28 protein-coding genes and 1 pseudogene are annotated in these 25,283 nt (G+C 36.5%); 7 read left to right on the top strand and 22 right to left on the bottom strand.

What is annotated here, in order from left to right:
* Window positions 1-621 precede the first annotated feature (621 nt).
* From BUB96_RS09140 to BUB96_RS09120, 5 genes are all read right to left on the bottom strand, one after another.
* On the bottom strand, window positions 622-1,977 hold the full coding sequence (locus BUB96_RS09140) for a glucose-6-phosphate isomerase (protein ID WP_073298544.1): 1,356 nt from the start codon (window positions 1,975-1,977) through the stop codon (window positions 622-624).
* Window positions 1,978-2,140: 163 nt separating this feature from the next.
* A complete protein-coding gene (locus BUB96_RS09135; RefSeq protein ID WP_073298543.1) occupies window positions 2,141-2,527 on the bottom strand; it encodes a hypothetical protein in 387 nt (128 codons plus the stop codon).
* Window positions 2,528-2,580: 53 nt separating this feature from the next.
* A complete protein-coding gene (locus tag BUB96_RS09130) occupies window positions 2,581-2,970 on the bottom strand; it encodes a CvfD/Ygs/GSP13 family RNA-binding post-transcriptional regulator (RefSeq protein WP_073298542.1) in 390 nt (129 codons plus the stop codon).
* Window positions 2,971-3,183: 213 nt separating this feature from the next.
* Window positions 3,184-4,044 carry an ROK family protein gene (locus BUB96_RS09125; RefSeq protein ID WP_073298541.1) on the bottom strand — a complete coding sequence of 287 codons (861 nt, stop codon included), beginning with the start codon at window positions 4,042-4,044 and terminating at the stop codon, window positions 3,184-3,186.
* Between the two features lie 34 nt (window positions 4,045-4,078).
* Window positions 4,079-4,669, bottom strand: coding sequence for a peptidylprolyl isomerase (locus tag BUB96_RS09120; RefSeq protein ID WP_073298540.1), 591 nt, complete (start codon window positions 4,667-4,669; stop codon window positions 4,079-4,081).
* 302 nt (window positions 4,670-4,971) lie between these two features.
* Here BUB96_RS09120 and BUB96_RS09115 point away from each other — a divergent pair, with 302 nt between their 5' ends.
* The 3 genes from BUB96_RS09115 to BUB96_RS09105 are packed head-to-tail and all read left to right on the top strand — an operon-like array spanning window position 4,972 to window position 7,100.
* Window positions 4,972-5,475, top strand: a complete 504-nt coding sequence (locus BUB96_RS09115) for a divergent PAP2 family protein (protein WP_327020778.1) — start codon at window positions 4,972-4,974, stop codon at window positions 5,473-5,475.
* Window positions 5,476-5,510: 35 nt separating this feature from the next.
* Window positions 5,511-6,530 carry an NAD(P)/FAD-dependent oxidoreductase gene (locus tag BUB96_RS09110; protein ID WP_073298538.1) on the top strand — a complete coding sequence of 340 codons (1,020 nt, stop codon included), beginning with the start codon at window positions 5,511-5,513 and terminating at the stop codon, window positions 6,528-6,530.
* A 36-nt stretch (window positions 6,531-6,566) separates the two neighbouring features.
* Entirely contained in the window at window positions 6,567-7,100 is a 534-nt protein-coding gene (locus BUB96_RS09105) for a phosphatidylglycerophosphatase A family protein (RefSeq protein WP_073298537.1), read from the top strand.
* A gap of 85 nt (window positions 7,101-7,185) precedes the next feature.
* On the opposite strand, the gene BUB96_RS09100 is transcribed toward BUB96_RS09105, so the two are convergent.
* The 5 genes from BUB96_RS09100 to BUB96_RS09080 form a co-directional block, all read right to left on the bottom strand.
* On the bottom strand, window positions 7,186-7,815 hold the full coding sequence (locus BUB96_RS09100; protein ID WP_073298536.1) for a TIGR01906 family membrane protein: 630 nt from the start codon (window positions 7,813-7,815) through the stop codon (window positions 7,186-7,188).
* Between the two features lie 12 nt (window positions 7,816-7,827).
* Complete coding sequence (locus tag BUB96_RS09095; RefSeq protein WP_073298535.1) at window positions 7,828-8,595, bottom strand: TIGR01457 family HAD-type hydrolase; 768 nt, start codon at window positions 8,593-8,595, stop codon at window positions 7,828-7,830.
* 15 nt (window positions 8,596-8,610) lie between these two features.
* On the bottom strand, window positions 8,611-9,318 hold the full coding sequence (locus BUB96_RS09090) for a YutD family protein (protein WP_073298534.1): 708 nt from the start codon (window positions 9,316-9,318) through the stop codon (window positions 8,611-8,613).
* A gap of 22 nt (window positions 9,319-9,340) precedes the next feature.
* On the bottom strand, window positions 9,341-10,714 hold the full coding sequence (locus tag BUB96_RS09085; protein WP_073298533.1) for a bifunctional metallophosphatase/5'-nucleotidase: 1,374 nt from the start codon (window positions 10,712-10,714) through the stop codon (window positions 9,341-9,343).
* Window positions 10,715-10,894: 180 nt separating this feature from the next.
* The gene (locus tag BUB96_RS09080; RefSeq protein ID WP_073298532.1) at window positions 10,895-11,539 is read right to left on the bottom strand and encodes a copper homeostasis protein CutC; all 645 of its coding nucleotides are present in this window, start codon (window positions 11,537-11,539) and stop codon (window positions 10,895-10,897) included.
* 97 nt (window positions 11,540-11,636) lie between these two features.
* Here BUB96_RS09080 and BUB96_RS09075 point away from each other — a divergent pair, with 97 nt between their 5' ends.
* Complete coding sequence (locus BUB96_RS09075; RefSeq protein ID WP_073298531.1) at window positions 11,637-12,293, top strand: ribonuclease H1 domain-containing protein; 657 nt, start codon at window positions 11,637-11,639, stop codon at window positions 12,291-12,293.
* 4 nt (window positions 12,294-12,297) lie between these two features.
* Here BUB96_RS09075 and BUB96_RS09070 read toward each other — a convergent pair whose 3' ends face one another.
* The 11 genes and pseudogenes from BUB96_RS09070 to BUB96_RS09025 form a co-directional block, all read right to left on the bottom strand.
* Window positions 12,298-12,519 (bottom strand): YdbC family protein, encoded by a 222-nt coding sequence (locus BUB96_RS09070; protein ID WP_073298530.1) that lies wholly within the window; start codon window positions 12,517-12,519, stop codon window positions 12,298-12,300.
* A gap of 34 nt (window positions 12,520-12,553) precedes the next feature.
* Entirely contained in the window at window positions 12,554-13,465 is a 912-nt protein-coding gene (locus tag BUB96_RS09065; protein ID WP_073298529.1) for a glycerophosphodiester phosphodiesterase family protein, read from the bottom strand.
* A gap of 32 nt (window positions 13,466-13,497) precedes the next feature.
* The gene (locus BUB96_RS09060; RefSeq protein WP_073298528.1) at window positions 13,498-14,307 is read right to left on the bottom strand and encodes a hypothetical protein; all 810 of its coding nucleotides are present in this window, start codon (window positions 14,305-14,307) and stop codon (window positions 13,498-13,500) included.
* Between the two features lie 92 nt (window positions 14,308-14,399).
* Window positions 14,400-15,635, bottom strand: a complete 1,236-nt coding sequence (locus BUB96_RS09055; RefSeq protein WP_073298527.1) for an MFS transporter — start codon at window positions 15,633-15,635, stop codon at window positions 14,400-14,402.
* Window positions 15,636-15,921: 286 nt separating this feature from the next.
* Window positions 15,922-16,743, bottom strand: a complete 822-nt coding sequence (locus tag BUB96_RS09050) for a Cof-type HAD-IIB family hydrolase (protein ID WP_073298526.1) — start codon at window positions 16,741-16,743, stop codon at window positions 15,922-15,924.
* An 18-nt stretch (window positions 16,744-16,761) separates the two neighbouring features.
* Window positions 16,762-17,721 carry a serine hydrolase domain-containing protein gene (locus tag BUB96_RS09045; RefSeq protein WP_073298525.1) on the bottom strand — a complete coding sequence of 320 codons (960 nt, stop codon included), beginning with the start codon at window positions 17,719-17,721 and terminating at the stop codon, window positions 16,762-16,764.
* 156 nt (window positions 17,722-17,877) lie between these two features.
* Window positions 17,878-18,897, bottom strand: a pseudogene (locus BUB96_RS09040) (M20 family metallopeptidase); the annotation flags it as partial.
* A 12-nt stretch (window positions 18,898-18,909) separates the two neighbouring features.
* A complete protein-coding gene (locus BUB96_RS10590; protein ID WP_234945835.1) occupies window positions 18,910-19,053 on the bottom strand; it encodes a hypothetical protein in 144 nt (47 codons plus the stop codon).
* Window positions 19,054-19,087: 34 nt separating this feature from the next.
* Window positions 19,088-19,960: a transporter substrate-binding domain-containing protein gene (locus BUB96_RS09035; RefSeq protein ID WP_073298524.1), complete on the bottom strand. Its 873-nt coding sequence runs from the start codon at window positions 19,958-19,960 to the stop codon at window positions 19,088-19,090.
* A 32-nt stretch (window positions 19,961-19,992) separates the two neighbouring features.
* Window positions 19,993-20,727 (bottom strand): amino acid ABC transporter ATP-binding protein, encoded by a 735-nt coding sequence (locus BUB96_RS09030; protein WP_073298523.1) that lies wholly within the window; start codon window positions 20,725-20,727, stop codon window positions 19,993-19,995.
* Window positions 20,720-21,430, bottom strand: coding sequence for an amino acid ABC transporter permease (locus BUB96_RS09025; protein WP_073298522.1), 711 nt, complete (start codon window positions 21,428-21,430; stop codon window positions 20,720-20,722). Before BUB96_RS09025 ends, BUB96_RS09030 begins: the two co-directional genes overlap by 8 nt.
* Window positions 21,431-21,942: 512 nt before the next feature.
* On the opposite strand from BUB96_RS09025, the gene BUB96_RS09020 reads away from it, so the two are divergent.
* The 3 genes from BUB96_RS09020 to BUB96_RS09010 all read left to right on the top strand — a co-directional run bounded on the left by BUB96_RS09020 (window position 21,943) and on the right by BUB96_RS09010 (window position 24,849).
* The gene (locus BUB96_RS09020) at window positions 21,943-22,809 is read left to right on the top strand and encodes an RluA family pseudouridine synthase (RefSeq protein ID WP_073298521.1); all 867 of its coding nucleotides are present in this window, start codon (window positions 21,943-21,945) and stop codon (window positions 22,807-22,809) included.
* Window positions 22,810-23,038: 229 nt separating this feature from the next.
* Window positions 23,039-24,022, top strand: a complete 984-nt coding sequence (locus BUB96_RS09015) for a mannose/fructose/sorbose PTS transporter subunit IIA (RefSeq protein WP_073298520.1) — start codon at window positions 23,039-23,041, stop codon at window positions 24,020-24,022.
* A 14-nt stretch (window positions 24,023-24,036) separates the two neighbouring features.
* A complete protein-coding gene (locus BUB96_RS09010) occupies window positions 24,037-24,849 on the top strand; it encodes a mannose/fructose/sorbose family PTS transporter subunit IIC (RefSeq protein ID WP_073298519.1) in 813 nt (270 codons plus the stop codon).
* Window positions 24,850-24,989: 140 nt separating this feature from the next.
* On the opposite strand, the gene BUB96_RS09005 is transcribed toward BUB96_RS09010, so the two are convergent.
* The coding region (locus BUB96_RS09005; protein ID WP_143274312.1) for a transposase at window positions 24,990-25,283 on the bottom strand (294 nt) is incomplete at its 5' end.

Genomic DNA, 25,283 nt, shown 5'->3' with positions numbered 1-25,283 from the left:
AAAAAATTAACTTGTGTTGTCTTTACTACCAATATAATTGATAGAAGACCCCTGCACATTTTGGTTGTATTACTTTGTTCAGTTTTCAAAGATCTATAATTTCATCTGACTAAATTGTTTAGTGGTGTTAGATAAAAACTAAACATTCTTATAAGCGCTAAGCGCTTTTTAATCAGCTCAGATAGTATATCTAATTCACTTAAACTTGTCAACTGTTATTTTATATTTTAGAAACTTTTTTCACTCATTATTTTTCTGAGCGAAAGAATTTATAAAATTAAAATAACTTGTTTTTATGGGTTGCTCGAAATCAAGCAACGAAGAATATAATACCACCTCTCCAAAAACATGTCAATTACTTTTCAAAAATAGTTCTTCTTTATTTGATCTATTTTTTAAAAAGGTGATAGGAGTAGGTCTTTCAATAAAAAATTTCATTCATACTTTTCAATGAAACAATTCACTTAATATTCCTCTATCCTTTTCCACAACTAATTATAGATGAAAACAGCTCTTGTTTTCAAATGATTTGTTTACATTCGATTCTTTATCAGATGATTCATTCCATAATAAAAGAGCTGCACGAATTCATTTCGTTACAGCTCTTCTATATATAACGTATTATTTATTTAATCGATCTTGTAACTCTTTAGATAGTTCTTCAAATCCTGGTTTACCTAATAAAGCAAACATATTTTCTTTATATGCTTCTACTCCTGGCTGATCAAAAGGATTTACAGCATTTAAGTAACCTGAGATTCCCACAGCAATTTCAAAAAAGTAGAACAAATGTCCTAAAGTATAAGCAGATGTGTCCGGCGCATTTAATACAAAGGTTGGCACTCCACCATCTACGTGAGCAAGTAAGGTTCCTTGGAAGGCATTGTCGTTGACAAAGTCTACATCTTTTCCTTCTAAATAACCTAAACCATCTAAATCATCATCTTGTTTAGGAATATCAATCGAACGAGCTGGATTTTTAATATTTACGACAGTTTCCATTAAATCACGACGTCCGTCTTGTACGTATTGACCGACAGAGTGTAAGTCCGTTGAAAAGTTACCACTCGTTGGATAGACTCCTCGTTGGTCTTTTCCTTCAGATTCACCAAACAATTGACGCCACCATTCATTGAAGAAACGTAAACGTGGTTCATAGTTTACAAGCATCTCAATTGTTTTTCCTTTACGGTATAAGATATTTCGGATGGCCGCATATTGATAAGCTTCATTTTCTGATAAATCAGAACTTGCATAAGCTTTACGAGCATCTTGTGCACCACGCATTAATTCATCAATATCCCCACCTGCTACGGCAATTGGCAATAAACCAACAGGGGTTAAGACTGTAAAACGTCCGCCAATGTCATCTGGAATTACAAATGTTTCATATTCTTCAGCGTCGGCTAATGTTTTCAAAGCGCCCTTTTCAGCATCAGTTGTTACAAAGATACGATCTTTTAATTGGTCTTCTCCATATTTTTCAGTTAATATTTCTTTAAAAATTCGGAAAGCAATCGCTGGTTCTGTAGTTGTTCCAGATTTTGAAATAACATTTACCGAGAAGTCTTTATCTTTTACAACTTCTACTAAGTCGGCTAAGTAAGTTGAACTAATATTATTTCCAGCATAATAAATCTTTGGCGCTTTTCTCGCGTCTCCATCGAGCTGATCGACAAATGAATGAGATAAGAAATCAATCGCTGCGCGCGCACCTAAATAAGAACCACCAATTCCAATAACAATTAATACTTCTGAATTGTCTTGGATTTTTTCAGCTGTTTTTTTGATGCGATCGTATTCTTCTTTGTCATAATTTTTTGGTAAATCAATCCAACCTAAGAAGTCGTTTCCAGCACCTGTACCTTCTCTTAAATCTTTATCAGCTAAAGTTACTTGAGCTTGAATATTGTCCAATTCATCTTTGCTGACATATTGGTCTACAACATTTGAATAATCAAATGATAAATGTGTCATTTTTACATCCTCCAAAATTATCTAATTTTAAACTCTTTTATTCGTTAACTAGTTTATAGGATTAACCCTTATGAATTCAAGAATTTCGCAAAAGGTTCTATACATAATTTATATTTTAAAATTTACGTAAAAAAATAGCCTTAAATACTAAATTTCCCTAGAGTCATTGATCAAAATTAGGGACTCCAGAGATTTCATATTTGTTTAATGTTTCCGTAAAATTATCAGAAACTTGCCACTGAAGGGCTAAAGTTGGTTTTACCAGTTTATCCAGTTTTGCGCCATCTTCTTGATAACTAAATACAAATAGTGGAATTTTTTCTCCCGCCATCACTGTATTGATTAATTCAGCAAGTTCTAATTGTTCAATATCTAAATCTAATGCTACTTTTATTTCTTCAATCACGGAAGCAAGACCAGTACTATGTTTTTCATACGTTGTTAATGGGAAAGCAAACTCTGTTTTATCTTTTTTTACAAGAAACATTAATTTCCCATCATCTCTTTTGGTAATAACTGTATATGCTACGCATGGATTATTTTCTGACATTCCATTGCTCTCCTTTACTACAATCATTGGTTTAATGACTCTTCAAATAACAGTTACTTCTCATGTTTTTCCTCAATACGATTAAGTGCCACCTCTATCCAAAGGGGAAGCTTTTCTTCCAGTGTTTCAAAACCTATACCTGTTTGTTTCCCATATCTGGGATTTTTATTTTGATTTGAAAAAGGGTGATATTTTGCCTTTTGTAATGTACGAAGGGACAGACTGATTCTTCCATCAAATTCATCAATATCTAGAATCATCGCTTCAATTTCTTCTCCAATTTCAAAAAGCTCTTTTAAATTTTCAACATACCCATGTTTTACTTCGGATATATGGATTAATCCTTGGGTTTCTTCATCAAGTGTTGCAAAAACACCATATGGTTGAATCCCGGTCACCGTGACATTTACTATATTTCCTATTTTATAATCTTTGTAGCCCATCCTTTCACCTCTTTAAGTAGCGAAACTACGGTCACTATTTTCAAGAATGTTAATATTAATCCTATTGTAACATTTAATTTGAATGTATTTAAAGTATTTCTTCTATGAATACGATTACAAGAGACGCTTTTAGAAAAATCATTTCTCCCTTTTGGATGTTTAAGTTGAAAAAACAGGTATCTTTAATTTTAGACACCTGCTTTTTAACTTTATTTATGCATTTAAAGCTCTTTTTGCGAGTAATAAACTTCCTTTAATTCCTGCTTCATTACCTAAGCCAGGTAAAATAATATATTCATCAAGCGAAGGTAATTGTAAATAATGATTTAAAAGTTTATCAAATTTCTGACGAACCTTTTCTATTAAATGGGTTTGATTCATAACCCCGCCACCAAAAATGATACAAGATGGGCTGAGGATTGTGGTATAAGCCATTGCTGCATGCGCAAGATAATGTGCTTCAATCTCCCAAGCCTTATGATCTTCCCCCAATTCTTCGGCTTTTATTCCGAATCTTCCTTCAATGGCCGGACCGGAAGCTAAACCTTCTAAACAGCTTCCATGAAAATCACAACACCCTTCATACGTATCTTCCGCATGTTTTGGTGGATAGAAATGACCCATTTCCGGATGGCTAATTCCAGTCAAAGGTTCGCCATTAATAAACGCTCCTCCACCGATTCCTGTTCCAACCGTTATATAGACACAAGAATTCTTATCTCGTGCCGCTCCTAAACTCACTTCGCCTAAGGCAGCTGCATTCACATCTGTATTCCATCCCACCGGCACTTGATAACGGCGTACAAAAGCACCTTGAAAATCCGTGTTTTGCCATTTCAACTTCGGTGTAGAAGTGATGTAGCCATAGGTCGAAGACTCTTTGTTGGTATCAATCGGGCCAAATGAGCCGATTCCGATTGCTTTTAAATCGAACTGATCAAAAAAATCAAAAACTTGCGCAAAGGTTTCCTCAGGTTCTGTTGTTGGAATAGAAATTTTTTCTATAATATTTAACTCATCATCACTGACTGCACATACAAATTTTGTACCTCCAGCTTCAATTGCTCCTAGCATAATAAATGATCATCCTTCAATTATAAGATATTAATTATTCCTTAATGTCGATAGATTCTATTACGATATCCTCAACTGGTCGATCTGAAGGGTTTGTTTCTGCTGTATCAATCGCATCCACAATATCCATTCCCTCAACAACATGACCAAAGACAGTATGTCGTTGATCTAGCCAAGGAGTTCCCCCTTTTTCTTTATAGGCTTCAATGATTTCTTCAGGGTAACCGGCTCCTTCCATCTGCTCAATCATTTGATTAGGAACATTTGATGCGGTTACGATAAAAAACTGACTTCCATTCGTATTGGGACCTGAATTCGCCATTGATAAAGCACCGCGAATATTAAATAAAGAAGAAGTAAACTCATCTTCAAATTGTTCGCCCCAAATACTTTCTCCACCCATTCCTGTTCCTGTTGGGTCTCCTCCTTGAATCATAAAATCTGAAATTACACGGTGAAAAATAATTCCATTATAATAGTTTTCTCTTGCTAGTCCTATAAAATTCTCAACCGCTTTAGGTGCTAATTCAGGGAACAAGGCTAAGGTAATTGCTCCTTTATTGGTGTGCATAACCGCCTCAACTGTTTTTGTTCCATCACTATCAATTTGCGGAAAATTATTCATTATATTGTTTCCTCCATTAATTTTTTTGTATTCTTTAATTCTACACGAATCTAAAGCTCTTTCAAATTTATTTTTGTTTTTTCCTATTTTATTTATTATAAGTGGAAAATGAGAAAGATTAAACAAAAATTTATTTTTTCTCACAATCCTTACGATTTTCTTATGAGTACTAGGGTAAATTGCTCCAGCACGTTTCTAATTCCTTTTCGTGCGCGATGGAATTCTCTTTGGATTGAATAGTTTTAAAAGTGACAAGTCTACCAATTAAATGTTAAAATGGTTTCAACCTCGCAGGAAAAGAGATGAGTGAAATGTCTATACTGAATAATTATCCGTTAGTTGCAGCAATGGCTGCTATTTTAATTTCACAAATTACTAAGATACCCGTGGCTCGTTTTTTAAAACGCCCTGTAACCATTACTTTGATGTTTTCGACTGGAGGGATGCCTAGCTCTCATTCAGCTGGAGTAACGGCATTAGTTACGGCGTTTATTATTCAATACGGTTTTGATTCGCCATTTACTGCCATCGCAGGGACCTTTGGAATCCTTGTTATGTTTGATTCAATGGGCGTTCGCAGACAAAGTGGAGAACATGGGATTATTATCAATGAATTAATTCGCGAAATTCATTTGTTAACTAAATCTATTACAATTGGGGATTTAGATAAAGAATTACAAGAAGAAATTGAAAATGGAACGATGCAGTCTAGTGAATTTTTAGGACATAAACCAATTGAAGTTTTCTTTGGAATTCTTTATGGGATTCTTTTATCTATTCTTATCTATTACATTTTCTATGCATAATCAGAATTATTTATTATTTGGAGGCTTATATTTGAATGCAAGCACATGAACTCTATGATGTAATCATTATTGGTGGCGGTCCAACCGGAATGTTTTCAGCCTTTTATGCAGGCATGCGTGAATTAAAAACAAAGATTATTGAAACATTACCGGTTCTCGGAGGCCAAATTGAAGTAATGTATCCCGAGAAAAATATTTTTGATATTGGAGCTTTTCCTTATATTAAAGGGAGCGACTTAATTCAACAACTTTCAAAGCAGATGGCTCCTTTTGAAACAGACATTTGTTTAGAAGAAAATGTTTTAGAAGTCATTAAGAAAGAAGACTACTTTCTTCTAAAGACAAATAAGGGAATTCATTATGCGAAAACAATTTTAATTACGACCGGACAAGGTTCTTTTGATCCAAGAAAATTAACACTTGAACACAATGAACAGTATGAAAAGACGGACATTCATTATTATGTGAAAGAATTAAAAACCTATCAAGATAAAAATGTGGTCATTTGCGGAGGCGGAGATTCTGCGGTTGACTGGGCATTGACTTTAAAAGATGTCGCAAAGTCTGTGTCTATTGTTCATCGTCGGAATAAATTTCGGGCTTTAGAAGCTTCAGTGACCTTAATGAAGGATTCGACAGTTGATATTTTTACCCCCTATCGTCCGATTGAATTACTTGGAGATGGGGAAAAAATCCAAGAAGTTCGCTTCCAAGAAACCAGAGGAAAGCAAACTTTTACTTTACCGACCGATTATCTCATTGTTAGTTATGGATTTATTTCAGATAATCGTCAATTGGAAGAATGGGGTTTGGAAACAGAACATGCTAGTGTGAAAGTTTCACAGCGGATGGAGACAAATATTCCAGGAATTTATGCGGCTGGGGATGTTGCCACCTATGACGGAAAAGTCAAATTAATTGCCACCGGTTTTGGTGAAGCACCCACAGCGATTAATAGCATTATTCAATACCTAAACCCAGAAAGTTTTATTCAAGCTCCTCTCAGTGCGGACATGGCAGAGAAATTTTCGGATCATTTTTCAGACCCAAATTAAATCTTTAAAAACAACATTAGAAAGCAGGGATGCAATATGGTTGAATCAACATCAAAATTAGAAAAAGCTGCAATGAAAAGACTTTTGGAACGAGATGTAACACTAGAAGAAATTGCTGAGTTAGTTTATGATTTACAACTTCCTTATTTAGACAATCTAACAATGGAATTATGTCTAGATAATGTAAAGGCCGTTCTTCGAAAACGCGAAGTTCAAAATGCTGTATTAACAGGGATTGAGTTAGATGTATTAACAGAAGAAGGCAAATTAACGAGTCCCCTCCAAGAAATTATCCATAATGATGAGGGATTGTTTGGAATTGATGAGGTTTTAGCTCTATCGATTGTGAATGTCTATGGGTCTATCGGGCTAACAAACTTTGGTTATCTAGACAAATTAAAACCAAAAGTTATTAATCGTTTAGACACACATAAAGACAGAGAAGATGAGGTTAATACCTTTTTAGATGATATTGTCAGTGCCATTGCTGCTGCAGCAGCAAGTCGGATTGCTCATTCGCAACCTGAAGTTGATGATAAATTTGTGGATGAGTCGCAGCTAGAACTTTAAATATTCCTTTCAATTTAAAAAATTATAAGACAAAAGCCTTTGGAGACTACTAAATCAGTAGATCATCCAAAGGCTTATTTTTAATTTATTGAATCGCTTTTTTCTTGAAATAAAAGTAACTACTAATAAAAGAAGTCTCAATCAAAACAAAAGCTAGAATAAAGCAATACATAAAGAATTCTTGAGGCAAGACTAAAATAATAGGATCTGTGGCCGCATTAAACAACCAAGCATCATTATTAAAAAGAAGCTGATGAAACATCACAAACATCCAATCAAAGTCCATCGCTAAAACAAGTAGTAAAATAAACGGAATAAATATAGCCAATTTAAATGGCTGAACTAACCGCCAAAAACCTTTAATTTGCTTTAGTTTTCGTAAATATAAAAAAGAACCGGAAAAAGATAGGAATAGTAATGCATAATTGAGTAAAAACAAGTTTTTCACTTCATGAAAGTGAAAGGCCCCGCTTACCGAAACAGGAAAGTCTGGTAGTGAAAGAGTCTTTATCCAAGGGAAATGCAAATATTTTAACAAAGCATAATAGTTTTCTAAAATACGTTCAAACGATAATCCCATTTTTTGGGGAATATCAAAATGCTGCAGCGTCCACTGATATAAAGGAATCGCCCAAATCGTTAAAACAATGGCAGCTGTAAGAATAAAGATAAAAATACTCGCTATGCCAAAAAAATCACGTGTCTTCGTCCCCATTATCCACCTCAACTACACTTTCCACTGTTCTAAAGTATCCATCACATGTGTCGCAGGTGTTGGCAAGTTTTCTACATCTTCCTTACGAGTAAAGCCCGTAAGCACAAGTAAAGTGTCTACCCCGTTACGAATCCCCGCTTGAATATCCGTTGAATAATTATCCCCGACCATTAAAACATCTTCTTTTTTCAATCCAATTTTTGCGAGTGCAGCTTCCATAATAATGGCTTCAGGTTTTCCAATTACTGTCGCTTTCTGTCCCGTTGATGCTTCCAAAAAGGCAATCAAAGCGCCATTTCCAGGAACAAGCCCTCGTTCTGTCGGCAAGTTGGTATCTGGATTCGTTCCAATAAATGCAGCCCCTCCTTGGATCAGCAACGTCGCCTTTTCAAGCTGGGAATAATCCACCTGACTATCCAAACCAACCACTACCGCATCCACCTCATGATCAGTCAACACAAAATCTTCCGCCTGTAACCCCTCCAACAACCCTGCTTCGCCAATGACATAGATTCGTTTCGCATTCATTTTATGAAGGTAAGTAATCGTCGCTTCCGTACTTGTGAAAACCTCTTCTGGATAAGCCTTTACATCAGAAACGCTCTGCAATTTATTGGTAACTGTTTGAGGATTTGCGGTTGAATTGTTCGTTAAAAACAAGAAGGGCTTATCCGCATCTCGCAAGCGATCAATAAAATCTGCCGCTTCTTCAATCTTTTCGTTTCCATTATACATTGTTCCATCCAAATCAATTAAATAACCTTCATATTCTTTATGCATTTTATCCAATACCGCCTAATCTTTTTTCTTTCTTATTTTAAACTTTGCACTCTCTTTATTTTGAGTTGCTGGTTTATTTTTTTGCGTTTCTTTCTTTTTTGGGTTCTTTTGTTGTGTTTCCTTTTTCTTTACTTGGAAATTTTTCTGTTCTTTCGATGAAGTGTTTGCTTTTTTATTCGAAGACCCTTTTGGTTTTCGACGATTTTTCGACTTGTTTTGAGGGGTTTGTTTATTCGAACTTTGAGAGTTTCGATTACCCTTTCGTCGATTCGAACGCTTCCCTTGATTCGACCGTTTACTTTTATCTTTTTTGAAATAGGATTCTGGATCCGCTTCTACTTTATTTACTCGTTCAAAAACAAAATACTGACAACCAAAACTACAATACTCTACTAAATAATCTTCTAAATTCGAAATCTTCATATCAATAGGAATTCCTTTACGAGAATCTTCATAAAAGCCTCGTAAACGTAATTTCTCATATGAAATATCGCCCACTATATAATCATATTTTAATAAATAGTCTGTATAACGGTTCTCCATCATTTCTAAATCGAAGGCTTCTTGATGATCTTCAATTAATTTAAATTCTACATTGCTAAATTTAAAAAGTTCGGAATCAATTCGTACGATTTCTTGGTTCGCATCAGGGATAACATCAATTTCATTCAGAGCTTTATCTAGTAGTTCTTTTGAATCAACATTTTTTTCTTCTTCAGCCATATTCTTACTCCTTTCCTAATTATTATATCTGTTTAAATTTATTCTTTAACGGGTAAGTTTTTGCTAAATAATCGCCAACGACTCCCCGTAAAAAGTCTGGGAAAATAATCTCTTGTGTACTATAAGTGTTAAGAATATCAAAAAACGAAAGAAATGAAAAGTAGTCAATGGTTGCCAACTTATATTCTTTGTCAGGATCTATAGGTTCATCTTGATTAAATCCTTTAAGGCACAGCTTTCCAAAAACTTCTCCTCGAAAACCAAAGCCACGGACAGGTTGATGGCTCATTTTTTGATTCACTTGGTAAACTTCTTTCTCAAATTCAAGCAAATGCTGGCCCTTTATTTTACACTGCATCACTCGAATGGGATGCGGTAAACATTGGTGCAGATCATCCGCTGTCACAACCCCTCTTTTTAAATCGCCCATAAATAAGCCCGCATTTAAAATGGCTCGATCGGCACCTACAAAATCAGCAATGGCCTCTAAGGTCACATCTGCTAAGTCAGTTTGTGTATACCAGTTAGTCAATAAGGATTCGGGTAAGTACGCGATGGTCTCATTTTTTAATAAATGATGCCCGTAATTTATATAGTCATTGACCACTTTGGTTTCTGCGCGAGGAGCAGGTACATCCGCTTCAACATTAATTAATTCCGCCGTTTCTACTTTTAGCTTACCCTGCTTATGAGTGAGTACTACCTCGCCAATCCACTGACCAAACTGGCCAGCTCCCGTTAATATAGAATTAGCGGAACGCTCTCCATTTAATAATACATGGTGGGTATGTGCACCAATAATGAGTGAAATAGGAAAGCTTTTCGAGATTAAACGATCTGTTTCAAGTCCTAAATGACTTAATAAAATCCAAAAGTCTGCTTCTTCTTCGTGTTTTACAAAGAACTGTTGGATTTGAGTGATTGGATCAGTGACTTTCCAACCCAATTTTTCATAGGTCTCATATAAGGGCGTGGTTAAGCCAAAAACGCCTATTCGATCACCCTTTTTAGTTTTGAGAATCTGATAAGGTGTAGCCCACTCAGGAGTTTTCTTTGTTTCTAAGTCAAACAAGTTGGTCAAAATGACTGGGAAATTGGCTTTTTTATATAAATGATTTAATTCTTCTTTAGAATTTGTAATGCCTTCATTGTTGCCAATAGTGACTCCATCATATTTTCCTTCATTCAGCAACTCTGTGATTGCTTGGCCGTTGGTCGCTTCTGTTAGTGGATTTGCTCGGTCCGTCGCATCCCCAATATCAAAGACAAAAACGTCCTCGTCCTTTTTTTCGTGAATGGCTCGTTTGTTTTGTAGCTCTTGGGCAATCCGAGGCCAAAAGGTTAAATTTGAATGGATATCATTTGTATGATAAATATAAATTTTGTTATCCGTCATTTTGTACTCCTTCAAAGAATCCTCGCGAAATTTCCAACAAGCTTATTTTAACATATTCATTATGAAATTTCTGTGAACGAACGTATCTTGTCTGGATCAACTTCTTCTATTTTAAACAACCGATGAGAATGGTGCATCAAAAAAAGACTCTAAATTTTACTTTAGAATCTTTTTTGATGTCTATTTAGTTGTTTCAAGTTGAACAATTTTTGTTCCGTGAAATTGATTAGTGGATAATTTTTCTGCAAGCTGCTCCCAGTTTTCATAGGTAACACCGCCACCAACTAGAATTTCTATACGTCCGGCAGCATGGTCTACTAACTCTTTAAGCCAAAAGATATTATCGAAGACGGTTCCTTCTCGCCCTCCATGGGTCAAAATGCGTGTGACTTTATGTTCAATGAGCCAATCTAACTCGGATTTTTGACAATCTTGCGGAATTTCATCAAAGGCCATGTGAAAGGTCGTTTCCATGCCCTCGCTTAAATCAATAAGTTCTTTGGTCTTTGATCGGTCAATTAAATTCTCTGTAGTCAAGCTTCCAAACACTACGCCATGAGAATTTAAATCTTTGATAATGGTTAAGTCTTTTTTCATCATTTCGTGTTCAATTGTTGAGTAAACAAAATTTCCGCCTCGAGGTCGTACCATCGTCATAACGGTAGCTTCATGCTGATTGGCATAATTAACAGTTTGTTCGATTACCGCATAGGAAGGAGTGGTTCCTCCTTCTGCTAGATTATCGCATAATTCAATTCGGTGGGCGCCTTGTTGGATGGCTGCTGGAACATTGGTAAAATTTTCTGCACAAAATTCGAGTAACATAAATTTATCCTTTCTTTTATAAAAAATGATTTTTTTGATTTCAAATTGACAATTTTTGTTTTGTTGCTTACAGTTAAATAAAATATGGGAGGTCATTATGAGTAAAAAATATTATGCCGTTCGTGTGGGACAAACACCTGGAATTTATCAAAGTTGGGACGCAGCTAAAAAGCAAGTGGATGGCTATCCAAAGGCTGTCTATAAATCCTTTAAAACATTACGGGAAGCTGAAATGTTTATGAATAAAACAGGCGTCTCCGTTAAAAACGAAGTGCATTCTTCAAAAGAAGCCCACGTATCTGTTGACATTCAGCAACCACTTAATTCAAAAACTATTGAAGCTTATGTCGATGGTTCTTTTCATAAGGCAAGTAATCGTTATAGCTTTGGGGTCGCCATCATTAAAAATGGTGAAGTCATCGAAACCCTTCAGCGTGCGGGCGACAATCCAAAATATCAAGACAGTTGGCAAATTGCCGGCGAAGTGTTTGGGACTTTACATGCCATTCTTTGGGCCATCAATCACCAATATAAAAAAATTATCGTTTATTATGATTATCTAGGAATTGAAAAATGGGCGTTGGGTGAATGGCGAACCAATAAGCCTGTTTCGATAGATTATGCCGAAACGTACAAAAAACTTGCTCCAAAAATCGACGTTGAATTTGTAAAAGTCAAAGCCCATTCTGGTGTTGAATTTAACGAATTGGCCGATCAATTAGCTAAAGACGCTTTTAAACTCCCTCCGGAATAACTGTTTAAAGGTCGATTTCATTGATTATTTCTTGAAGTTCTTTTAGTTCTTCATTTGAAAATGTGAGTCCTTTCCCCATTTTTTCATGGTCTGGACTCCAATCACGAATATCAAATTTTGGTGGGCGACCGTTCCAACTGATTAAGTTTAACTCTTTCGTCCATCCGCTTTGATTCGTTGACAAAACACCAAGTTCTTCCATAATCTCATATTCAAAATTTGCCATATCCTTACTCCTTCTCTATATTTTTATTTTAAAATTACTCGTTTCTTTCTTCTAAAACTTCAATTAATAAATCAGGATAATCAGTCATAATTCCATTCACCTTTTTATCAATGAGTTCATTCATGGTTTCTTTATCATTGATTGTCCAATAATAAACCGAAATATTTCTAGCTTTTGCGCTTTGTATGATATTTTTGCTCGTCAAATCAAAGCCATCGCCTTCAGTAGGTAACTGTAAAGAATCAACATTAGAAGCAGCCAAACCATTTAAGCGGGCAACGTGTTTTGTCGCAAAGTCACGGACCTCTTCTTCTCCAGCTCCAATCGGGATGTTTCCTTTAGATACCTCTTCAAAGCGCTCGTTGATTTCATGGGCGAAACTGCCAACCATCACATTGTCTTCCATCTGATAATTTTGAATTAAATGCCACAGTTCCTGAATCATTTCCTCATACATTTCTGGCGCATTTGTATCTTTTAATTCAATTAAAAAACGCATATTCGGATATTTTTGAAAGACTTCTTCAACAGTTGGAATATAAATACCTTGATCTCGAAAAACATACTCATCTTTTTCATTTGTAAATTGATAACCGGCATCCAAATCTTGAACTTCTTCAAGCGTCATTTCATTAATTTTTCCTGTCCCGTTTGTGGTGCGGTCCACCGTATTATCGTGAATAACGACTAGATGACCATCTTTTGTCAAATGCGTATCAAATTCTAACACATCCGCACCTAGTGAAACGGCGTGATCAAAAGCCGTGAGCGTTCCTTCAGGGGCTAAACCTCGACCGCCTCTATGCGCGATAACTAAAACTTCAGGGTCATCTGCCCGATAAAAGGCTCGTTCTGGTCGAGCTTTTACTGGCCACATAAAAATAACCAGCCAAGCCGCCGCAACCATTGCTATTAGCAGACCTAAAATCTTAAGGGCTTTTTTCATTCATAACTTCCTTTCTTCGTCGTATTTTGAAATTAAAAGAGAGCAACCATGAAAATATTTCCGAAAATAATCAGTACATTCATTAATGCATGACTTATTGCTGCCGCTTCAAAGTGAAATTTATAATACAACCAACCAAATAAAATGCCATCTAAACCATTTAATAAAAGGATACGCAAGACTAAAAGAACATTAAAATCTCCTGCGGCAAAGGCTGTATTGTATTGAGAAAATGCGTAGAGTACAGCGGTAAAGACAATCCCTATGATGTAAATCCAGCGATTGAGATCTTGGCCTTTCGCACTCAACACATAAATAATGGTGGTCATTACACCCCAACGCAACAGGATTTCTTGGCCTATGCCGTCATATAAAACATGGGCAAGAGCTTGACTGATCGTTGGAATGGAAAAATGTGGTTGATACATTTCTGGCAACCCATTTTGAAACACGACATCAAAGCCTAAATTTAAAAGAGCGAGTCCAAAAGCAAAGAGAACAACAAAGGGGATACTCTCTTTTAGAGTATATTTTTTATTGTCTTTGGTCGATTTTTTCGTGTTTTCTAAGTTTTCACTTGTCAGGGAGTGTAGGTGCACACGTGGCGCGTAGCGAAAGCCACCATAAATGGCAATGATACCCAGGAATAAAGGTTGCAACAGTGCCAACAAGGCGAATTGGTTAGGGGTATATGCAAAAGCATCCTCTAAAATTTCAAGATATGATTGTGCCTGCAAACGTGTGACGGGGTATTGAACCGCCAAGGTGATGAGGTACATTCCTAAAAAAAGGAAAAAACCTCGCCACGGATAATGCGGATTCTTTTTTTCTTTCATTTTCATTCAAACATCTCCTTACCTACCATCTTACAATATCTCTTGCTAAAATTTAATGTGTTTTATAGACTTCTTTGAGTTTTTCGTTCATTGCCTTGTTATAAACCCATTTTTTTGTTATATTTTTCTGTTTGAATTTTATGTTTTTGTGGATTTTCAACCGTCACAAAGACAATCGCGAGTCCAATAATCGTTGTAATCACTCCGATAAAAAGAGTTTGCGACACCCCTACAGTATCCAACAAAATCCCACCTAAGAAACTAGCAAACACGCTACTTAAAGCAATCGCCGTGGTTAGTAAGGACTGGCCTTTCACCAAGTCTTCCAAATCTACATTTAGTTTAATGTATTCTACTAAGGCAGGATAGACTACGGAATATGCGCCAATTTGTAAAAATTGTGCCAGATAGATGACAAACATATTGGGGGCCAAATATGTTAACGCGTGCTTTGCTAAGAAAAAGACCGCAGAAATTTTCAACAAACGATCAATCGAAATCTTTCTTGATAACTGTTCAAAGTTCATCATCGCCGGCAACTCCACAATCGCCGCCACAAACACCGCTGTCCCCATTACACCACTATCTCCGCCAATTGGTGTGATCACTTGAATAAAAAAGTTGTTAATAATGGTATGGGCAAAAAATAAAAAAACCACGCCGCCCATTAGTAACACCAAACGAGAATATTTCAAGAAAAACGAAAAAATACTCTGCTCTACCGCTACTTGTTCAGCGATCGATTCTTCTACCCTTTCGTCTTCGACAATGACTTTGTGTGTCTTAGGTAAAGAATAAGAACGAACAGATAAAAGGAGGAGCAAGGCAAAAGCGGAATAAAACAGAGGTAAAATATCAGGAGTGGTTGCTTTGACCACTTGCCCCAAGACCATCGTCATAATCGCATAAGCAAAGGATCCCATTCCTCGAGCTACGCCATAATTAATATGGATTCCAAATTTTTCATAAATAAAAGCTAACGAATTAACAAATGTTAATAAACATTGAGCGATGGCCAATAATAAAACAATTAAAATTAAAATCGCCAACTCAATCGGCATAAAATATAAAACAATCGATCCTACAACAACTCCTAAAGCTAGAAAGGAAATCACATCTTGTAGCCGAATCTCTTTATTTTTATCAATATAATTTGCCAACAGCGTTTGAATACCAATGGTCGATAAGCTCATAATTGAAAGTACCGTCCCAATGGTGGCATTGTCAAATCCTTTATGTAGTAAATATACAGAAACAAAAGCAAACATCGAGGCAAACATTGAAAAATAAAAGAATTGACTCGCTATATATTTAATATTTAGTTGTCTGGTCATCTTATTTCCTTCCTTTTAAAGAATTAAAATTAATTGTTCTCAAAAACTATTTTACCAGAAGAGTCTTTTGAATGATACGTTTTCAAAAGACATTAAATATTTAGCATTATTTAAAGGAATCCTTACTATTTTCACATTTTATTATACCCTTTAGGCGGATGCGTTTTTCCGTCCTTCAAATTTATTTTTTAGGGACAGTGGCCCTCGCTTCCTTCTCACCTTTAACCAAATAAAAAGACATCACATCTCTAAAGCTGCAATGTCTCTATTTAATAAATTATTCCTTTTATTCTTCTCCATTTAAAATGAATTTCTCAATCACTTCGGCAATGGCACTTTCGTTATGGTTTGCTTCAGTAACATAATCCATTTTTTCTTTTAATTCAGGAACCATATTTTGGACACCGATTGCCAAGCCAGCTGTTTCAAGCATTGGAAGATCGTTAAAGTTATCTCCTATGGCGATGGTTTGACTGATGTCTAATTCCAAATGGTCTGCTAAGAAGGTAATTCCTGCACCTTTATTTACACCTTTATCGTTAAATTCGATATAACGATTGCTGGAATAAGTGATATCACTATTTTGTGTGATATCTTTTAAATCTTCTTCAATTTGGTTGAGGTAATCACGATCGGTATTCATATAAAGAACTTTTGCGATGGCTTGATCTTTTAAAAAATCTATATTTTTATCAGAGATTTCAATGACTTCCATTTTAGTTTCGAGATGTTTTCTTTCTTCTTCGACTAAATTATAAACATAAACGTCTTCTTGGGTATAAACATGAATCGCTACATCATAATCTTGGCCTCTTTTATATAATTCAGAAGCAAGGTCAAACGAGATTCCTTGGAAATGAAGCAGGTGATTATCTTTATTTTCAGTCACTGCCCCTCCATTAAATGAAATCACATATTCATCCTTTTTATTTTGTAAACCAATTTCTTCAAGTGTTCCTTGTACGGTAGCGTAGCCACGGCCAGTAGCTAATACAAATTTGACCCCTTGAGCATCCGCTTTTTGAATCGCTTCAATATTTTTTGAAGAAACTTTATTTTCAGAATTTAGCAAGGTTTCGTCTAAATCACAAGCAATTAATTTGTACATAAGTCATCCTCCATGTATTTATAATTTTCCTCTTATAACAGAATCTAGAATGTTTTCTATAGGCACCATATCCGACTGTTCAGCGAGCGTAAGAATAATTACTTCTTTGTCAGGAATCACTATGAGAAATTGACCATCTGTTCCCCGACCAAAGAAAATAGAGTACTTAGTTAACCAAGTACCGTAACCATAGCCATACCTTCTCAATAAACGGTTCGGCATATCTTCCTCTTCCGTACGAACTCTAAGGGTCAACATCTTTTCAAGCCAATCTTTCGTTAAGAGGTCTTTTCCTTCCAGTCTTCCATCATTTAATAATAACTCACCAAATTTCATTAAGTCTTCTGGCAACAACCATAAGCGAGTGGCTCCTGCAAGATAAGGGCCATATTTTTCCCATATAAATGTTTCAATTCCTAATGGGTGAAACAACTCTCTTTCCATAACTGCCAACAAATCTTCTTGCAAAAACTCTTGTAAAACGGCGCTTAATAAGTAAAAACCTGCATTGGAATATAAATAATATTCACCTGGTTCATGGACAATCGGGTAATTGACTAAAAAATTGACAAAGTCTTTATCTTCCATCCCTTCAATATCTTGGCGCATTAATAACACATCGTCATAGCCAATGGTGTGAGTTAACAGATGCTTAATCTGCACCTTTTCCAACTTTTCAAGATTTTCAGCACTTTCAAGATTTACTGCTTCTTTAATGATCGGGTAAATATAGGTTTCTTCATGAATCTCAGGATAGTTTCCTTCTTCAGATAATCGAATAAGGACGCCTAAAAAAACAGTCAGAATCGTTTTACTCAAACTCCGAACGTCACTCATGCCCTTTTCTGCCTTAAAAGAATATAAAAATTCTTGATCCTTTTGTTTAATCATTAAATTATTCATCTTTAAAGGGTGTTTTTCATTATCTACCGTTTCTTTAAATTGCTGTACTATCTCATCAAAGGTTGTCTGATCCATTTCAAATTCTCCTTTTGACCTGTTTCTTCTTATAATAGTAACATATTTACAATATAAGGTATATTTCTAGGAGAACTATCCCCAGCCACTTCCTCATATACAAGAAAAAGAACGAACGTCTTTTCCAAGATCGCTCGTCCTTTATTCATTTTTCCATTAAGATAATTTAGCTAAAGTTTTTTCTTGTTCTGCTTTTACTTCTTCAAGTAACTCAGGATTTTCTAATAAGTCTAAGGCAACTAAAGCAATTCCCGTGGCGGCATGGACAAGTCCTTTTTCTCCCTCTTTAGAAATCGTTGCATCCGCTAATTCTTTCGTATGAGCCCCAATATTATCAGGAACAATTTTAATGTTTCCTTGAATGGTCGGGCATTTATAACTGACAGCCCCTACATCCGTTGAACCAGCAGCGACTTCATTTACGGGACGAATTTCTTCGACGCCAAGTGCTTGATATTTCTCGGTCAAAAGATTGGCCAACTTGTAGTTAATAACTGTATCTTCATATGGACATTCATACTCTGAAACTTCTACTCGTGTTCCATTCGCTTCACTTATCCCTTTAACCATTTCAGTCGCTTTTTCACTCACTTCTTTGGCATAACTCATGGTAGGTGCTCGGAAATAATATTCTAACGAAGCATAATCCGGAATCACATTTGCCGCTTCGCCTCCATCTTTAATGATGCCATGAATGGACGTATGAGGTTTAATATATTGTCGCAATAAATTAATCTGCACAAAACTCATTGCTGCCGCATCGAGCGCAGAGATCCCATCATAAGGTATCGCCGCATGAGCTGACTTCCCAAAAAACTCAAATTTCAACGGCATCAAAGCACTAGAACGTGCGCCCACTCCATTTTCATTTCCTGGATGAACCATCAGAGCTACGTCAACCTCATCAAAGACACCCGCTTCAGCCATCGATACTTTCCCGCCAAAATTCTCTTCTGCCGGCGTTCCAACGACCAAAACTTTTCCACCATATTCGTCAATCACTTCTTTTAAAGCTTCACCCGCCGCCACGCCAATCGCAGCAATTAAATTATGTCCACAACCATGGCCAATTTCTGGCAAAGCATCGTATTCGCACATAAATGCGATTGTCGGACCTGGTTTACCTGTATCATAAGTACCCAAAAAACCTGTAGGAACAACATAGCCAGCTTCCGTTTCAAAACCTGCTTATTTCAAATAATGAACCAATAACTTCATGGATTCAAATTCTTCGTTTCCTATTTCTGGATGGTCATATAAAGATTGCACAATCTCCATATACCCTTCTAAATGATCTTTCACCGAATCGACAATTATTTGTTTTGTCTCCATTTTAACCCCACGCTTTCTTTAACCTTTGGATTTTTTATTCTTCAATCGCATCTTTAGATAAATTAACCGCATCCGTATGCCACTCTTCAAGCTTTCCATTTTCCTTATTTTCCGTAATGACTTTATTGGCAAGTTCAATCAACGACTGGTACTCTTCTCCCTTCGGAAACGCGATAACGTTGGTGCTATATAATCGTTCAGGATCTAAATCAAAGTCTGCTTGCGGTAAAATCATTAAATTAGGAAAGCTCTTAAGCATCGGTTCAGCTGAAGAGGTAGCTACGACCATTCCATCAATATCCCCTTCATTTAGAGCAGCTAGACCAACATCTAAGGTACCATATTGTTTAATGTTTGCTTCCTCTGTTAAGTTTGCCGCTAACTCAAATTGAATAGAACCTCCTTGAGCGCCAAAAATGAGATCGGCTTCTTCAATTTCCTCTAGTGAATCAAATTTTTCAGCCATATCTTTTTGCATCATAAGGCCTTGGTAACCTAACGTAGATTCTTGCAAATATCCTTCAGAAAAATCCATGACATCCGCTCGTTGTTCTGTAAAGGTAAAGCCAGAAATTCCCATATCCACCGAACTAGATTGAACATTGGCAATGACTCCATTAAAATCAGTAGCTCGAATATTTAAGTCTACCCCTATTTCATCCGCAATAGCTTGAGCGAGCGCAATATCACTTCCTGCAATTTGACGGTCTCCATTTTCATCTAAGACATAAAACTCAAGTGGTGGATAATCTGGGGATGTTCCAATCGTTAATTCCCCCGCTACTTTAATATCTTCTAATTTATCGCCTGAACCTTCTGATTGGCCAGTTCCCCCACAAGCAACTAGTACAAAACTAAATAACAAAGCTACGAATGGGAAAATTAATTGTTTATTTTTTATTTTCATAGGAATCCTTCTCCTTCTACTCTATCTTTTATTTAATAGTCAATTTTATCTAAAAAGACCTTTGTTCGTTCGTGTTGCGGATGATTAAAAATCTGATTCGGTGTGCCTTCTTCAACAACTACCCCTTCATCAATGAATAGGACGCGTGTAGCGACTTCTTTAGCAAAATTCATTTCGTGTGTGACGATCACAATTGTCATATCACTTTCTACTAAGTCTTGAATGACAAGGAGAACTTCTTTAACCATTTCGGGATCAAGGGCTGAAGTCGGTTCATCAAACAACATGACTTCTGGATTCATCGCTAATGCTCGTGCAATGGCTACTCGCTGTTGTTGACCGCCGGATAAATTATTAGGAAAAGCATCTATTTTATCCGCTAAGCCCACGGTTTCAAGTAATTGTTCTGCTGTTTTAATCGCTTCTTCAGGTGTTTGTTTATTTCTTTTAATAGGCGCTAAGATAATATTTTCAAGAACCGTTAGATGAGGAAATAAATTAAATTGTTGAAAAACCATTCCTATATTTTCGCGTAATTCATTAATTTGAGCATCTTTCAAAGCTCTATCTGTTAACGGTTGGTTTTTAAAAGAAATTTCTCCACCCGTTGGCATTTCCATGAGGTTCATACAGCGCAGAAAAGTTGATTTCCCAGAACCCGAAGGACCAATGATAGCCACTACTTCTCCTTTTTTTATTTCTGTGGAGATCCCTTTTAACACGTCATTTTCACCATAACTTTTTTGTAGATTATGAATGTTAAGCATATCTGTTTAACCTCTTTTCTAATTGCTTCATCAAATAACTAAGTGAATACGTTAAAGCATAATAAATAATTCCAACCACAATTAATGGTTCAAAAATCGAATACGTGGAGGCTTTAACAATATTGCTGGTATACATGACGTCAAAGACACCAACTGTGGAAACAATCGAAGACTCTTTAATCATAGTAATAAATTCATTTCCAAGACCTGGAAGAACCGTTCGAATTGCTTGGGGAATGATGACGGAAAACATGGTTTCACTTTGGCTTAGCCCTAAAGCTCGTCCCGCTTCGATCTGTCCTTTGTCTACTGCCTCAAGTCCTCCCCTTAAAATTTCACTAACGTAAGCGCCCGAATTGATGGCCAAAGCAATAACCGCTGTTATAAATTCCCGTGAACCATACGTTCCACCTAAAAATTTAAGACCCGTAAAACTAATACCAAGCATTGGAAAACCATATAACCATAAAAATAATTGCAAAAGCACAGGCGTTCCTCGAACAATATTTGTATAGATGTTAGCCATCCAGTTTAAAATTCTAAAATCCGACATTTTCATTAATACGACCAAAAGTCCAATTAAAGACCCAATAAAGACGGTCGTTAACGATAAAACAATCGTAACGATGGTACCATCTAAGAATGTAGGCATCCATTCCCACACGCGACTAAAATCAATATTAATTGAATTCCCTATAATCATTTTTTGACCCCTCTTCTTCTTTTTTGAAATTTTGTAATGGAAAACAAAAAAAGCCTCGCCCTATATCTTTCGACATAGAGGCGAGACTTCTCCCACGGTACCACTCTAATGAATCTCCGCGTAACACCGTGTAAACTTTAATGTTTGCTTTTAATTCACTCTTTTTTAACCGCTTTGATTGCGGGATTAGTGATTACACTAATCTGTCTCCTAAGTGCGGTTCGATAATGACTGAACAATAGGCTTCCACTCTGTCCTATCTCGCTGGGTTCTTTCAAAATCTACTCTCTTAATCTTCAACAAATTATTAACTTGTTTGAAACTTTACCATTCATTTTTTATTCTGTCAAATATTATTTCATCTATTTCTTTTTTCTGCTGTTCCAATCTATTTTCTTAATCCCCTAGAAGGTTACGTTTTTCAAGCTTTATGACTACGAAGAAAGATTTTTATGCTAAACTAAGGATAAGAAAATAAAAAGAAAGAGGTGTTTTCTATCAAAGGAAATCAAATGTCTTCCTATACCATTGAAGAGCCAATACAATTATTACCTTTTTTAATAAAAACGTTAAACAACAAAAGCCGAAATGCCGTTAAATCTATTCTTACTCGGGGTCAAGTGAGTGTGGATGGTCACACCATTACACAACATAACCATCCGCTCCTTCCAGGACAAACCGTCAATATATTAAGTAATGAAGCGGCTATTCATTTATCTAAACTCGAAGGCATCACTATCTTACATGAAGATGAAGATCTTATTATCATTAATAAAGAAGCAGGACTTTTATCTATGGCCACCAGTCGTTCAAAAGATTGGGATGCTTATCGACAGTTGACGGATTATGTAAAAAAATACAATAGAAATAATCGGATTTATATTGTGCACCGATTAGATCGAGACACTTCTGGCGTAATGGTTTATGCTAAAACAGAAGCTGCCAAAAACAAGCTGCAAGATCATTGGCAAGATCGAGTAACTAAAAGAATGTATACTGCTGTGGTTGAAGGAAATGTAACAAAAACCGAGGGCACCATCTCTTCTTGGTTAAAAGAAAATAAAGCCATGAAGGTTTACTCCACTTCTGATCAAAAAGAAGGGAAACATGCAGTGACCCATTATACTAAAGTAGGCGGGAATGCTTCGTATTCATTATTAGAAGTCGAACTGGAAACAGGCCGAAAAAATCAAATCCGTGTCCATATGCAAGATATCGGACATCCTGTGGTAGGCGATAAAAAATATGGTGCGACTAAAAACCCTATTCGCCGATTAGGTCTACATGCTACTACCCTGTCTCTTTACCATCCAACGACAGATCAACTTGTTCAATATACAGTAAGACCTCCTGAAAATTTCATTAAACTTATTCAGTGAAATATTTAATTTAGAAATTTATTCTTTCTAAACGTTTTGAAGAACTCTTTCTTCAAAGCGTTTTTTTACGTTTTCTATACAAAAGAAAGAATATTCATTTATTTACAGACTTTTATTTCTATTTTTGTGTTTTATTTTAGGAGAGTTTTTAATCGGTTTCGTTTGAGTAAAAAACATAATGTGTTAAAATTTTTATAGGTACAAATAAACAGTCGAAGGAGGAACGTTTATGGTAAATATCATTTTGGCAAGCCATGGGGAATTTGCAGAAGGTATTTTACAATCTGCACAGATGATCTTTGGCGAACAGGAACAAATTGTAGCAGCAACACTCATGCCAAATGAAGGACCAGATGATTTAAAGGCCAAGCTGGATGAGGCCGTTGATTCATTTGGAGAAGATGCCGAGATATTATTTATGGTTGATTTATGGGGAGGTACGCCATTTAACCAAACCAATATCCTTTATGATCATTTAGGCGAAAAATCTGCGATTGTCGCCGGCTTAAATCTCCCGATGTTATTAGAAGCCCTAGGCGCACGGATGGGAATGGAAACTGCACATGAACTCGCTAGTCACATCATTTCAAAAGAAGCGATAGGTATTCGTGTAAAACCTGAAGAACTACAGCCTCAGGAAGAAGTTGCCACAGAAACAGAGGATGGACAAGAACAAGCCGTGGGGTCGTTAGAGCCAGGTACAGTACTTGGAGACGGAAAAATTGATTATGTTCTCACTCGTGTAGATACTCGTTTATTACATGGGCAAGTTGCGATTAATTGGAATAAAGCAACTAACCCTACACGTATTATTGTTGTGAATGACACCATCTCCAAAGATGAAATGCGAAAAACATTACTGCAACAAGCCGCACCACCAGGGGTCAGAACAAATGCGATTCCTATTCGAAAGCTTGTTGAAATTAATGATGATCCACGCTTTGGCGCTACAAGAGCTATGCTATTATTCGATAATCCTCAAGATGTTTTGGAAGCCGTTGAACAAGGTGTCGACATTAAAGAAGTCAACTTAGGATCTATGGCACACGCAACAGGTAAACGAATGATCAACAAAGCGCTTTCTGTTGATGAAGAAGATGTAAAAACATTTAAAGCCTTAGAAGAACACGGAGTTACTTTTGATGTTCGTATTTTACCTGGTGATTCAAGAGAAGATCTCGATTCACTCTTGCGTAAAGAGGACTTAATCTAAAAGGAGGCAATCACATGGTAGATTTAAACTTTATACAAATACTGCTTATTTTAATTGTGGCATTATTCGCTGGATTCGAAAGTGTGTTAGATGTTTTTCAACTCCATCAGCCTATTATTACCGGGGCGTTGATCGGGGCTATTACTGGAAACTTAACCGCTGGATTAATTTTAGGAGGTTCCCTTCAGCTGATTGTATTAGGCTGGATGAATATCGGAGCAGCTCAAGCACCGGATGCAGCGATTGCTGGTGTTGTGTCTGCAATCTTAGTCTTGGTTAAAGGAGCTTCAAACTCTGAAGGAATTGCTATTGCGATCCCTCTAGCCATTGCTGGGCAAGTTCTTACTATTTTTGTTCGTACAATGGCAGTAGGTTTAGGGCATTATGCCGATCGAAAAGCTGAAGAAGGAAATATACGTGGTGTGGAAGTTGCGAACTTGACGGGATTACTTTTACAAGGACTTCGTGTAGCTCTTCCAGCTGCAGCGGTTATTGCAGTTCCTGCAGAAACCGTTACAGCAGCCATTGAAGCTATTCCTGATTGGATAACTGGTGGACTGGCCGTTGGCGGTGGAATGATTGTTGCGGTAGGTTATGCCATGGTTATTAATATGATGGCTTCAAAAACCACTTGGCCATTTTTCTTTATCGGTTTCGCTTTAGCAGCCGTTACGGAACTTAACTTAATTGCTATGGGAATTATCGGACTTTCTTTAGCCTTTATTTACGTTCAAATCGCACCAGAATTTAATCAAGGTTCTGGAGGAGGCGGCAGCAGTGGCGGTTCAGTTGATGATCAATTAGATGATATTTTAGAAGATTATTAAGTCTAGTGGTATATAGTCAAGTGGAAAAACAATAAATATTTGCCAAGAAAAGTGAATTTTGAGCGCACTGAACTAAGCCCCTAAAAAAGCAATTTTTTTAGGAACGTTCAAAGGAAGTCGTCAAATAACATTCGTGTTATTTACTTTATCCGCTCCTTTGGTGGCGCATAAAGTTGGTGGTTGCGTAGTAGGACATCCACCAGACGCACAAGTTTTCTTGCGGTTAAGACAATGGCACGTTTGTGTTTATGTTTAGGGGTTTCATCGTATTTCTTTTGATAGTATGCCCGATAATCGGACTCATAACGTCTTACGGAGTTGGCGGCTTCAACTAAGTAATAACGTAAGTAGCGGTTACCCCTTTTGGCGAGATAGGTATTGTCTGATTTCATTTTTCCGGATTGCTTATGCGGCCAGAATAGACCAGCGAACTT

The organism is Atopostipes suicloacalis DSM 15692 (assembly GCF_900129085.1).
In the GTDB taxonomy this organism is placed as follows: Bacteria; Bacillota; Bacilli; order Lactobacillales; family Carnobacteriaceae_A; genus Atopostipes; species Atopostipes suicloacalis.
This window is presented reverse-complemented; position numbering and strand designations above follow the sequence as displayed.